This window comes from Streptomyces sp. PA03-6a, assembly GCF_033792765.1.
Classification (GTDB): domain Bacteria; phylum Actinomycetota; class Actinomycetes; order Streptomycetales; family Streptomycetaceae; genus Actinacidiphila.
The window spans coordinates 19,785-32,230 of the sequence record NZ_JARAVK010000099.1 but is presented as its reverse complement, the minus strand read 5'-3'; the positions used below and the strand labels follow the sequence as shown (position 1 = coordinate 32,230).

Annotated in this window: 10 protein-coding genes; 7 read left to right on the top strand and 3 right to left on the bottom strand. The window is 72.9% G+C overall.

Translation table 11 applies throughout. The annotated features are described in order from the left end of the window. Window positions 1-329: 329 nt before the first annotated feature. The 4 genes from PV350_RS23285 (at window position 330) to PV350_RS23270 (ending at window position 3,991) form a co-directional block, all read left to right on the top strand. Window positions 330-1,415: a sialidase family protein gene (locus PV350_RS23285; protein WP_500335836.1), complete on the top strand. Its 1,086-nt coding sequence runs from the start codon at window positions 330-332 to the stop codon at window positions 1,413-1,415. Between the two features lie 31 nt (window positions 1,416-1,446). Next, on the top strand, window positions 1,447-2,124 hold the full coding sequence (locus PV350_RS23280) for a uracil-DNA glycosylase (RefSeq protein WP_499515495.1): 678 nt from the start codon (window positions 1,447-1,449) through the stop codon (window positions 2,122-2,124). Window positions 2,125-2,149: 25 nt separating this feature from the next. Then, entirely contained in the window at window positions 2,150-2,989 is an 840-nt protein-coding gene (locus tag PV350_RS23275) for an LURP-one-related family protein (protein WP_499515494.1), read from the top strand. A gap of 126 nt (window positions 2,990-3,115) precedes the next feature. Continuing rightward, the gene (locus tag PV350_RS23270) at window positions 3,116-3,991 is read left to right on the top strand and encodes a sirohydrochlorin chelatase (protein WP_499515493.1); all 876 of its coding nucleotides are present in this window, start codon (window positions 3,116-3,118) and stop codon (window positions 3,989-3,991) included. A gap of 91 nt (window positions 3,992-4,082) precedes the next feature. On the opposite strand, the gene PV350_RS23265 is transcribed toward PV350_RS23270, so the two are convergent. From PV350_RS23265 to PV350_RS23255, 3 genes are all read right to left on the bottom strand, one after another. Further along, window positions 4,083-5,120, bottom strand: coding sequence for a lactonase family protein (locus PV350_RS23265; RefSeq protein ID WP_500335833.1), 1,038 nt, complete (start codon window positions 5,118-5,120; stop codon window positions 4,083-4,085). 78 nt (window positions 5,121-5,198) lie between these two features. Next, complete coding sequence (locus PV350_RS23260) at window positions 5,199-6,464, bottom strand: nitric oxide synthase oxygenase (RefSeq protein WP_499517007.1); 1,266 nt, start codon at window positions 6,462-6,464, stop codon at window positions 5,199-5,201. Window positions 6,465-6,846: 382 nt separating this feature from the next. Beyond that, the gene (locus PV350_RS23255; RefSeq protein ID WP_499515491.1) at window positions 6,847-8,364 is read right to left on the bottom strand and encodes an FUSC family protein; all 1,518 of its coding nucleotides are present in this window, start codon (window positions 8,362-8,364) and stop codon (window positions 6,847-6,849) included. 369 nt (window positions 8,365-8,733) lie between these two features. Here PV350_RS23255 and PV350_RS23250 point away from each other — a divergent pair, with 369 nt between their 5' ends. Genes PV350_RS23250 through PV350_RS23240 form a run of 3 tightly spaced genes read left to right on the top strand, consistent with a single transcriptional unit; the run spans window position 8,734 to window position 12,441 of the window. Next, entirely contained in the window at window positions 8,734-9,261 is a 528-nt protein-coding gene (locus PV350_RS23250; RefSeq protein ID WP_500323288.1) for a (2Fe-2S)-binding protein, read from the top strand. Then, complete coding sequence (locus tag PV350_RS23245; protein ID WP_499515489.1) at window positions 9,248-10,237, top strand: FAD binding domain-containing protein; 990 nt, start codon at window positions 9,248-9,250, stop codon at window positions 10,235-10,237. Before PV350_RS23250 ends, PV350_RS23245 begins: the two co-directional genes overlap by 14 nt. Then, entirely contained in the window at window positions 10,234-12,441 is a 2,208-nt protein-coding gene (locus PV350_RS23240) for a xanthine dehydrogenase family protein molybdopterin-binding subunit (RefSeq protein WP_500335830.1), read from the top strand. The genes PV350_RS23245 and PV350_RS23240 overlap by 4 nt, the downstream gene beginning before the upstream one ends. Window positions 12,442-12,446 lie beyond the last annotated feature (5 nt).

Below are 12,446 nucleotides of genomic sequence, written 5' to 3'. Positions count from 1 at the left end.
TCTCCGAGCTACGGGAATGTGTTCTGCATCACAGATTCTGCACCGCCCCACCGACAACGGGGGCCGCGGTGAGGGGCTGCTGCGGGGTCATGCACCTATATTACGAGAATTCTCGTAGTTCGACCGCTGTCGTACCAGCTCTCCGCCCAGGGCCGGCGGTGACGCAAATCCCTTTCACCGCATGGCCGTTCGCCGACGCGGCCACCGCGCGCCGGGTCCGGTGCGGCACGCTTCGGCGGGGAGGAGGCGCGCCGCGGCCCCCGTTGTCGGTGGGGCGGTGCAGAATCTGTGATGCAGAACACATTCCCGTAGCTCGGAGATGGTGCGTCATGGATGACGTCGTACTCGCGATCGGCACACGCAAGGGACTGTTCCTGGGACGGCGGAGCGGCGCCGGGACGTGGGAGCTGACCGGCCCGCACTTCCCCATGCAGGCGGTGTACTCGGTGGGCATCGACACGCGCCGGGCCGTGCCCCGGCTGCTGGTCGGCGCGGACAGCTCGCACTGGGGGCCGTCGGTCTTCCGCTCCGACGACCTCGGGCGCAGCTGGGAGGAGCCGGCCAGGCCCGCGGTGCGGTTCCCCAAGGACACGGACGCCTCGCTGGAGCGCGTCTGGCAAATCCAGCCCGCCGGCGCCGGCGCCCCGGACCTGGTGTGGGCCGGCACGGAGCCGGGCGCGCTCTTCCGCTCGGACGACGGCGGGGTGACCTTCGAGTTCGTGCGGAGCCTGTGGGAGCACCCGCAGCGGGAGCTGTGGGGTGCCGGATTCGGCGGTCAGGCCGTGCACACGGTGCTCACCGATCCGCGCGACGCCGACGTGGTGATCGCGGCCGTCTCCTCCGGCGGGGTCTACCGCTCAGCGGACGGCGGCGCGAGCTGGGAGGCGTCCAACACCGGGATCAAGGCGGAGTTCCTGCCCGACCCGTACCCGGAGTTCGGCCAGTGCGTGCACAAGATCGACCGGGACGCCGAGGACCCGGACCGGCTGTACCTGCAGAACCACGGCGGGGTCTACCGCAGCGACGACGCCGGCGCGAAGTGGACGGAGATCGGCAAGGGCCTGCCCGCGGACTTCGGCTTCGCCGTCGCCGCGCACCCCCGCCGCGGCGGTGTCGCGTACGTCTCCCCGGTCAACGACGGCAGCGACCGCTACCAGCCGGACTACCGCTGCCGGGTCTACCGCACCGAGGACGCCGGCGCCTCGTGGACGGCCCTGTCCGCCGGGCTGCCCACGGAGGAGCACTACGGCGTGGTCCTGCGCGACGGGCTGCGCACCGACGACGCGGACCCGGTCGGCGTGTACTTCGGCAACCGCAACGGCGAGGTGTACGCCAGCGCCGACGAGGGCGACACCTGGCAGCTGGTCGCCTCGCACCTGCCCGACGTGCTGTGCGTGAGGGCGGCCGTGGTCTGAGTGTCGGTGTGAGCCACTAGAGTGACTCACCGTGGCAGCACGACCGTTGAACGAAATCGTCGAAGAAGGCTGGGCCAAGGCGCTGGAGCCGGTCGCCGGGAAGATCGCCGAAATGGGCGACTTCCTGCGCGCCGAGATCGCCGCGGGCCGCACCTACCTGCCGTCGGGGGCGAACGTGCTGCGCGCGTTCCAGCAGCCCTTCGACGACGTCCGGGTGCTGATCGTGGGCCAGGACCCGTATCCCACCCCGGGGCACGCCGTCGGGCTGTCGTTCTCGGTGGCCCCGGAGGTGCGGCCGCTGCCCGGCAGCCTGCAGAACATCTACCGGGAGCTGAACACCGACCTCGGTCTGCCCCAGCCCTCCAACGGCGACCTGACCCCCTGGACGCGGCAGGGCGTCCTGCTGCTCAACAGGGCGCTCACCACCACGCCGCGCAAGCCCGGAGGTCACCGCGGCAAGGGCTGGGAGGCGGTCACCGAGCAGGCCATCCGCGCGCTCGCCGCGCGCGGCAAGCCCCTGGTGTCCATCCTGTGGGGCTCCGACGCGCGCAAACTGCGCCCGCTGCTGGGGAACCTGCCGGCCGTGGAGTCCGCCCACCCCTCCCCCATGTCGGCCGACCGCGGCTTCTTCGGCTCACGTCCGTTCAGCCGGGCCAACGACCTCTTGGTACGGCAGGGCACGAATCCGGTGGACTGGCAGCTGCCCTGACGGAGGCAGCCGTTAGTCTGCCCGGGTGACGACGCATTCGAACACCCCGGCGGGCTGGTACCCGGACCCGCACGGCACGCAGAACCTGCTGCGCTACTGGGACGGGTCCCAGTGGACGGAGCACACCCACGCGGGCGGCGCGCAGGTCCCGCCGCAGCCCAAGGACAACCCCTGGGAGCTGGGCGTCGACGGCGGTCCCGACCCGTCGCGCATCCAGCGCCAGGTGCAGCAGCAGGCCGGCGTGGCCCCCACCGGTCCGGGTGGGGGCACGCTCTTCAGCGAGCCCGTCCTGGTGGTCAACCAGAAGGCCAAGCTCATCGAGCTGAGCAACGAGTACAGCGTCTTCGACCAGCAGGGGCGCCAGCTCGGCTCGGTGCTCCAGGTCGGCCAGAGCACCGCGCGGAAGGTGCTGCGCTTCGTCGCGAGCGTCGACCAGTTCATGTCGGTGCGCCTGGAGGTGCGCGACGCCCACGGGCAGCCCCAGCTGCTGCTGACCCGGCCCGCGAAGTTCATCAAGTCCAAGGTGATCGTGCAGCGCGCCGACGGCATGACGCTCGGCGAGATCGTACAGCAGAACGCCATCGGGAAGATCAACTTCTCCTTCGAGGTCAACGGCCAGAAGATCGGCGCCATCAAGGCCGAGAACTGGCGTGCCTGGAACTTCTCCATCGTCGACCACACCGACACCGAGGTCGCCCGGATCACCAAGACGTGGGAGGGCCTGGCGAAGACGATGTTCACCACGGCCGACAACTACGTGCTGCAGATCCACCGGCAGCTGCCGGACCCCCTGCTGAGCATGGTCGTCGCCTCCGCGCTCACCGTGGACACCGCCCTCAAGCAGGACTCGCGCGGACTCGGCTGACCATGGCACGCATACGGTGCCGGGGTGCGCGGACCCGGCACCGTATCGGGACAGAACCGGACAGGTAACCCCTGCGATGGACCCGCCCGAACAACAGAGCGCGCAAAGGCACTAGCATGCCTCGCCATGAGCACTGCCGAAGGGCCCGCACCCGGCCTGCCCGTTCGAATGCCCCGCCCCCGCCAGCCCGGGCGGCACCGGCGCCCGGAGCCGCTGACCACGCCCGAGGGCGCCCCCGCGCTGGTCCTCGCCGTGCCCGGCACCCCGTCCTCCGCGATACGCAGTCTCGCGGAGGAGATCGTCAGCATCGCCCGCATCGAGCTCTCCGGTCTCGACCCGCGCATCGGCTACGTCGACGGCGACGGCGAGGAGTACCCGACGCTCGAGTCCGTGGTGGCCCAGGCCGCCGCCGAGCGCGGCGACCAGGCCCCCGCGGCCGTCGTGGTCCCGCTGCTGGCCGGTCCCGAGCCGTCGGTGATGCGCCGGATCCGCCAGGCAGTGGCGGACAGCCGCTCCGCGGCCGAGGTGACCGACGTGCTCGGCCCTCACCCGCTGCTGGCCGAGGCGCTGCACGTGCGCCTCTCCGAGGCCGGACTGGCCCGCGCCGACCGCGCCCGCCTGTTCACGGTGGCCACGGCCGCCGACGGCATCATCCTGGCCACCGTCGGTGGCGAGGAGGCCGTCCAGGCGGCGGGTGTGACGGGTCTGCTGCTGGCCGCACGCCTCGCGGTGCCTGTGCTGGCCGCCGCGCTGGACATCGAGGGCTCGGTCGCCCAGACCGCCGAGCAGCTGCGCTCGTCCGGCTCGACGACCCTGGCGCTCGCGCCGTACGTGGTCGGTCCCGAGGTCGCCCCCGAGGTGCTGCACGACGCCGCCAAGGAGGCCGACTGCTCCGCGGCCGACGCGTTGGGTCCCTACCCGACCATCGGCAAGCTGGTCGTCTCCACGTACACCACGGCCCTGGGCATCGCCCAGTCGTCGCAGGGTGCTCCGCTGAGCTGAACCCGCGGGCCGTCGACGACAACGGCGTGGTGGTCCACCCCCGATCCCGGGGGCGGACCACCACGCCGTTGCGCGTACGGGGAAGCCGCCGTCAGCCGAAGACCACGCAGGACGCGGCCGGGACGGCCACCGAGCCGGCGAGCTTGGGAGTGCCGGTGACGGGGTCCACGTCGAACCAGCTGACGTCGCCGGAGCGCTCGTTGGCCGCGTAGAGCCGCTTCCCGGAGGGGTCGAGGGTCAGGTGGCGCGGCCAGTCGCCGCCGCAGTCCACCGTCTCCAGCAGCTCCAGCCGGTCACCGCTGTCGTCGACGGACAGCACGGCGATGCTGTTGTGCCCTCGGTTGGCGGCCCAGGCGAACCTGCCGTCGGGCGAGACGACCAGCTCGGAGGGGTAGTTCGGGCCGGCGGTGTCCGCGGGCAGCACGGAGACCTCGGCGACGGGCTTCAGACGGCCCACCTCCGGGTCCCAGTGACAGACCGTCACCACGGACTCCAGCTCGTTCATGACGTAGGCGCGGTCGCCGCGCGGGTGGAAGGTGAGGTGCCGCGGTCCGGTGCCGGAGCGCAGCCCCATCTCGCGTTCCACCTCCAGCTCCCCGCTGTCCGGGTCGAGTTCGCAGACGCGCACGGAGTCCGTGCCCAGGTCCACGCTCAGCACCCAGCGCCCGGAGGAGTCGGGCAGCACCATGTGGGCGTGCGGGCCCTCCTGCCGCTCCGGGTCGGGGCCGTCGCCCTCGTGCTCCAAGACGTGGCGCGGCCCGCCGAGCGCGCCGCGGTCGTCGACCGGCAGCACGCTGACGGTGCCGGAGGCGTAGTTGGCGGTGAGCAGGTGTCCCCGGTGCAGGCACAGATGGGTGGGCGCGCCGCCGCCCACCGGCACCGTGGCGCCCAGCGGTTCGGGGCGGGCGGGGTCGGCCAGCGAGAACACGGCCGCGCCGCCGGCCTCGGCGTGCTCACTGACGGCGTAGAGCAGGCCGCTGTCCTCGGAGAGCACCAGGAAGGAGGGGTCCTCCACCGCGGAGTCGGCGCGCAGCACCGTCAGCGCTCCCGAATCGGGGTCGACGGCGGCGGTGGTCAGCCCTTTGCCGCCCGCCGAGGTGAACGACCCGATGTAAACGTGCCCGGCCACTGCCGTACCTCTTCCGCTGATTGTCTGTACGGCGGCTGAGAGTAACGCAGTGGCCGGAAACCGATCCCGTTGCCCCCGTCACACCAGCGTCTCGCCGCGGGCGAGGGCGAGCGACTCGGGGTGGTGGACGTAAGCGGGGGTCAGGTCGCCGGTGTCGTAGTAGCGGTGGAAGACGCCGGTGGCCGAGCCGGAGATCGGCGGCACGATCCACGACCAGTCGGCGGGCACGGGACGGCCCTTGCGCTCCTCCCGTTCGATGTGGGCGAGGAAGCGCCGGGATTCGGTGTGGTGGTCGGTGATGGTGACGCCGACGCGGTCGAAGGAGTGCAGCACGGCCCGGTTGAGCTCGACCAGGGCCCGGTCGCGCCACAGCGAGCGGTCGCTGCCGGTGTCCAGGCCGAGGCGGTCGGCGAAGCGCGGCAGGAGGTCGTAGCGGTCGGTGTCGGCGAAGTTGCGGGCGCCTATCTCGGTGCCCATGTACCAGCCGTTGAAGGGCGCGGCCGGGTAGCAGACGCCGCCGATCTCCAGGCACATGGAGGAGATCGCCGGGACGGCGTGCCAGCGCAGCCCCCACTCCGCGAGCCAGTCGAACTCCGGGTGCGCGATGGGCACCTCCAGGACCGCGTCGGCCGGCAGCGGGAAGTGGCGCGGCGGTTCGGCTCCGCCCTGCACGACCAGCGGCAGGACGTCGAAGGGCGTGCCGGGGCCGCCGGACCAGCCGAGCCGCCGGGCCACCTCGGTGATGCCGGTGTTGCCGGGGTCGCCGAGCACTCCGCCGTCGGGCCGGGGGTAGCCGGCGTAGCGGATGAGCTGGTCGTTCCAGATCCGCGGGCCGGGGCGGTCCGGCGCGTCCGGGGCGAAGACGGTGATGACCGGGCGGATCCGCCCGCCGTTGGCCGCGACCCTCAGGTGGGCGGCGGCCTCCAGGGCCACCCCGCGCGCGGTGGCGACGTGGCGGCGGTCGCGGACCTGCAGGGAGTTCCAGTACAGGCGCCCTATGCAGCGGTTGCTGTTGCGCCAGGCGACGCGCGCGCCGAAGACGAGCTCCTCGTGGGTGTGCCGGTAGGTGCCCGTCGCGTCGATCTCGGCGAGCACCGCGGCGAGCCGCTGCTGCGGGTCGCCGGCGGCGCCGGGCAGCTCGTGGTGGTACTGCCGCAGGAAGTCCGTGGCCAGCGCGCGGACGTCCACGTCCTTGTGCAGGACGGCCGGAGCGGCGCCCTGGCCGGCCGCGCCGTCGACGGGGCAGGAGGCCGCCGCGTCCTCGGGACGCCGCGCCTCGGCGTCCTCTTCCGCCGCCTGCGGGTGTCCGGCCGGACACCCGGCCAGCGGCTCCGGGCCGTCCATCCGCGCGTGCTCCGCCGGGGGCGGCACGCGGCCCGGCCCGGTACGCCGTTCGTCCTTCCCCCCGGTACGGCGCAGAAATCTCAGCACACCTGGCACCCCCAAGACCGCCCTGCGCGAACCGTTTGCCCCACGGTCCGCGGATACGGCACGAGACTGGATTCGGTCTCACCGCTTGTCCGGAGTCAGTCATCCTGGCACGCCGCGCCGAACAGGGCTCAGAATCAGGTGAATTGACACATCACGACGCAGGTTGGACACAATCCGGTCACCTGGCGACCGTGACCGGTCCCGATCCGCCCGGGGGCGCACACGAACCCGCCACGCACGCCCGGCGCCGCCGATGAGCCTGCGCGCGGCAGGGGCGCGCCCCTGCCGCGCGTGCTCAGACGGGCTCCCCGGTCCGCGCGGGACGCACGGGGGCGCCGAGGGGGGCGGCCAGGCCGCTGAGGGCCGTCTCGAGGCTGCGCAGGTGCTCCAGGGCCCGGTCGGCGTGCGGGTGCGGGCCCGCGGCGTCCCCGGTGGCCGTTCCGGGCGCCGGGGCGCCGCTCCCGGCCGTACCCGGGGGCACCAGGCGCCGGACGGCGATCTCGACCCGGTGGCAGGCCGCCGTGAGGCGCTCGTCGTGGCAGGCGTACGGGTCGGCCACGACCTCCGCGAGGCCGCGGACCTGACGGGCGCACTCGTCGAGCAGGGCGAGGACGGTACGGGCCCGGGCCTTGCGGTGCCGCATCGGGCTGAGCGGGTGCACCAGCGGGGCGACGGCGGCCCGCACCCGTTCCAGGAGGACGTCGAGTTCCGCCACGTGGCGGGCCAGGTCGTCGCCCGGGCCGCCGGCGAGGTGACGGGCGGCCTCGCCGGTGAAGTCGTGGACCGCGTGCAGCGCGCGGCGGATCCAGGCGTCGGTCGCCGCGTGCGTGGTCACCGGCAGCACCACCAGGACCGCGACGGCCGCGCCCAGGGCGCCGACGGCGGTCTCCCCCAGCCGCAGCCCCAGCAGCCCGGGGTGGAGGATGCCGAGCAGGCCGTAGAGCAGCCCCGCCATCACCGTCACGAAGAACATCATCCAGCTGTACGAGACCGGGGCGGTGTAGAAGATCCCGAAGACGCAGACGGCGACCAGCGCGGCGGTCGGCGCGGGCGCCCCGTGCAGCGGGAGCGCCACCGCGAGCCCGGCGACGATGCCGGTGACGGTGCCCAGGACGCGGCGGAAGCCCCGCACGAGGGTCTCGCCCCGCGAGGCGGTGTTCACGAAGATCCACCAGGCGGTGCCGACCGCCCAGTACCAGCGGTCCTCGGACAGCGCCTGCCCCACCGCCACCGCGATCCCGCCCGCGAGCACCGCCTGGAACGCCTGCCGGGTCGTCGGACGGCGCAGCCCCCGGGGCTGGGGCAGGACGACGGCGGGCGCCGGGACGGCCCCCCGCTCGTAGCACCACAGGCCGAAGCGCACGAGGGCCGCGCAGCCCAGCCCCAGGCCCACGGCCCCGTACAGCTCCGGCAGCAGTCCCGGACCGGCCCGGAGGAACTGGGCGATGAAGAACATCATGAACGCGAAGACGCCCAGGGCGTGGCCGCGCGCCCCCCAGCGCCGGGCGTAGACCCCGGCGAAGACCACCGCGAGAAAGGCCGCGTCCCGTGCGCCCGGGTACGGATGCAGCCAGGCGGCCAGCGCGAGGACGGGGAAGCCCACCACGGGCATCAGCGCGGTCGTCGCGGCCTGCCGGGCCGGGCCGGGGTCGGCGACGACGAACAGCGCCAGCAGCGCGGCCAGACCGCCGACCACGACGGCGGGCAGCGGCAGCCCGGCCGCCGCCACGGCGGCGACCGCCCCCGCGATGCCCAGGACCGCGCGCGAGGCGCTGCGCAGCCGCGCGCGCCCCGGGTCCGGTGCGATGAACATGCGCCTCACCACGTGCCCGCCCTGCCCCCTCGTTCGTGCCGCGGTGCGTGTCCGCGCATGGAAAAGGCGCTGCGGGGCCTCGTACCTCCCGCAACGCCAGCGTCGCCCCCAGGAAAACATCCTCAGGGCCCTTGGCTCAAGCGAGCCCCGTTCCACTGGGCCATTGGCCCGGCCGTCGATCGCGCGGCCAGGGCGGGGCCGGACCACTGGCCCATGCCGGAACGCCCATTCGGCGTATATTGAGGTGAAAGGCGGACGTATTGACGCGAAAAGTCGATCCCGCCTTTTAACGGCGCCTGACGAACCAACTCACCGGATCCGCCCCAGGAGGGGCTCGAGTCGTACCCGACCCGTCCGGAGGAGGACGCGATGAGGGACGTGGCGAGCGAGCGGGACGTGGACCGTCCCGGAACCATCGAGCGGGTCGTGACACTCGACGTCAACGGCCGGTCGTACACCCTTCGCCTGGACACCCGGGTCACGCTGCTGGACGCGCTGCGGGACCGGCTGGGCCTGACGGGCACGAAGAAGGGCTGTGACCAGGGAGCCTGCGGCGCGTGCACGGTCCATCTCGACGGCAGGAGAGTGCTGTCCTGCCTGACACTGGCCGCCCAGGCCGAGGGCCGGGCGATCACCACCATCGAGGGCGTCGGCGGCGCGGACGGACCGCACCCGGTGCAGCGGGCCTTCATGGACCACGACGGCTTCCAGTGCGGCTTCTGCACCCCCGGCCAGATCATGTCCGCGGTGGCGCTGATGGCCGAGGGCAGGACCGGCTCCGACGAGGAGATCCGGGAGTTCATGAGCGGCAACCTGTGCCGCTGCGGCGCCTATCCCAACATCGTGGCGGCGATCCGCGAGGCGGCGTCCGGGGGAGGTTACGATGCGCACCTTTGAGTACGTGCGGGCGACCGACACCCAGGAGGTCGTGCGGCTGCTGGCGGAGGACCCGTCGGCTTCCTGCCTCGCGGGCGGCACGACCCAGCTGGACCTGATGAAGGACGGGGTCCTGGAGCCGCCGACGCTGATCGACATCACCCGGCTCCCGCTGCACGGCATCGAGCGGCGCGGCGAGTCGCTCCACGTCGGGGCGCTGGCCACGATGGAGGAGCTGGCCGCCGACGCCACGGTCGCCGAGCGGCTGCCCGTGGTGCGCGAGGCCCTCCTGATGGGCGCCTCGGTGCAGTTGCGGAACATGGCCACCATCGGCGGCAACCTGCTGCAGCGCACCCGCTGCCGCTACTTCCGCGACCCCATGGTGCTCGAGTGCAACAAGCGCGCACCAGGCACGGGCTGCGCGGCCGTGCAGGGCGCGGCCAGGATGCACGCGGTGCTCGGTGTGAACGAGAACTGCATCGCGCTGCACGCCTCCGACCTCGCCGTCGCCCTGGTGGCGCTCGACGCGGTCGTGCACGTCCAGGGGCTGTCGGGCCGGCGCAGCGTCCCCCTCACGGAGTTCTACGTCACGGCCGACGAGAGTCCGGAACGGGAGAACGTCCTGGAGCACGCCGAGCTGATCACCGAGGTCGAGATCCCGCTCCCGCCGCCGTCCGCCCGCTCGGGTTACCTCAAGGTCCGCGACCGGGTGTCGTACGAGTTCGCCCTGACCTCGGCCGCGGTCGTGCTCGTCGTGGAGGACGGCACGATCCGTCAGGCCCGGGTCGGGCTGGGCGGGGTGGGCTCGAAACCCTGGCGGGCCTACGAGGCCGAGCACGTGCTGACGGGCGCTCCGGCCACGTCGGCGACCTTCCTGGACGCGTCCGAGGCGACGATGCGCGACGCCTGGACCGTGCCCGGCACGGCGTTCAAGGTGCCGCTGGCCCGCCGGACCCTCGTCCGCGAGCTGCAGACAGTGTCAGGAGTGACGGCATGAGCACGGTCGAGAGCAGGCCGTTGGTCGGTGCGGGCGTCAACCGGGTCGACGGGCCGCGCAAGGTCACCGGCGCCGCCCCCTACCCGATGGACTTCAACGTCCACGGCCAGGCCTACGGCGCCCTGGTGCAGAGCACCATCGCCGCGGGCCGGATCGTCCGCATGAACACCGAGGAGGCCGAACGCTCGCCCGGTGTGATCGCGGTGCTCACCCACGAGAACGCCCCGCAGGTCGGCACCGGCCCCACGACGGTGCTCGGCCAGTCGCCGCCCGCCCCGCTGCGCAACGACCGGATCATGCACCACGGGCAGCACATCGCCTTCGTGGTGGCCGAGACGCCGGAGCAGGCCGCCGCCGCGGCGCGGCTGGTGCACGCCGAGTACGAGGCCGGTGAGCCGCTGCTGGACCTGCAGGACCCGAGGGCGCAGCATGTGGTCGACCCGTGGAAGATGGACCACTCGCGCGGCGACGTGGCCGCCGCCCTGGAGGCCGCCGACGTCATCGTGCGCGGCACCTACCTCACGGCGGACAACACCAACAACCCGCTCGGGCTGTTCGCCACGCTGGCCGTGTGGGAGGAGGACACCCTCACCGTCCACGACACCAGCCAGTGGCCGTCCATGGTGCGCACCACCTTGTCCATGGTCTTCGGCATCCCCGAGAGTTCGGTTCGGGTGCTGGTGCCCTACGTCGGCGGCGGCTTCGGCGCCGGGCTGCGGGCGTGGCCGCACGTGATCCTCACCGCCATGGCCGCCCGGTCGACCAAGCGCCCGGTCAAGCTCGTGCTGACCCGGCCGCAGATGTTCACCTCCGTGGGGCACCGTCCCAGCGGTGTGCAGTGGCTCAGCATGGGCGCCACGCGCGACGGCGACCTGGTCGCCCTCGACCACCGCAGCCTCAGCTCGCTGAGCATGGAGGACAACGACTTCGAGCCGTTCTCCCACGGGACCTCGTTCGCCTACCGGTGCCCGAACGTGATCACCCGGGACCAGCAGGCCAAGCTCAACATCGCCGTACCGACGTCGATGCGCGCCCCGGCCGAGGCGCAGGGCAGCTTCGCGCTGGAGTCGGCCCTCGACGAATTGGCGTACACCCTGCGCATCGACCCGTTGGAGCTGCGGATCCGCAACCACACCGAGGTCGACCCGCGCAACGGGCTGCCCTGGTCCGGGAAGGCGATCCTGGAGTGCTACGAGGCCGGCGCGCGGCGCTTCGGCTGGGCCGACCGGAACCCGGAGCCGCGGTCCATGCGCGACGGCAACTGGCTCGTCGGCTACGGCATGGCGAGCGCGATGTTCCCGTACTTCGCGACGCCGTGCATGGCCGAGGCGACCGTAAACCGCGACGGCAGCGCGTTCGTGCGCAGCGCGGCGACCGACATCGGCACCGGCACGTACACCGTGATGGCCCAGCTGTCCGCCGAGGAACTGGGCCTGCCCCTGGAGAGGGTCCGCTTCGACCTCGGCGACTCCGACATGCCCGACTCGATGATGGCGGGCGGCTCCGGCCTGACCGGCGCGCTCGGCAACGCCGTTCACGACGCCTGCCGCAAACTCGTGGGCCTGTTCGCGGACCTCGCGCGCGGGGACGCCGACTCCCCACTGCTGGGCGCCTCCCCCGAGGACGTCGAGGCCTCCGGCGGCAGGGTGCACCTGGTGGGCCGCCCGGACCGCGGGGAGTCCTACGCGGACATCCTCTCCCGGCACGGGCTGCCCCAGCTGACGGCGACCGGGAGCAGCACGCCTCCGGACTCCGCTGCCATAGGCATGTCCATGGCCGGGGCCTACGGCGCGAAGTTCGTGGAGGTACGCGTCGACGCCGACCTCGGCGTCGTCCGGGTCGCCCGGGTGGTGTCCGCGATCGACGGCGGCCGCATCCTCAACGAGAAGACCGCCAGGAGCCAGATCATCGGCGGGACGGTCGGCGGGATCGGCATGGCCCTGTTCGAGGACACGGTCACCGACCCGCGCACCGGCCGCATCGCCAACGCGACCTTCGCCGACTACCTCGTCGCCGTGAACGCCGACATCCCGGAGCTGGACGTGCTCTTCGTCGGTGAGCCCGACCGCGGCACACCGACCGGCACCAAGGGCGTCGGCGAGGTCGGCCTGGTCGGCATCGCACCCGCCATCGCCAACGCCGTGTACCACGCCACCGGAAAGCGCCTCCGCGAACTGCCGATCACCATCGACGCCCTCCTCTGAGCGGC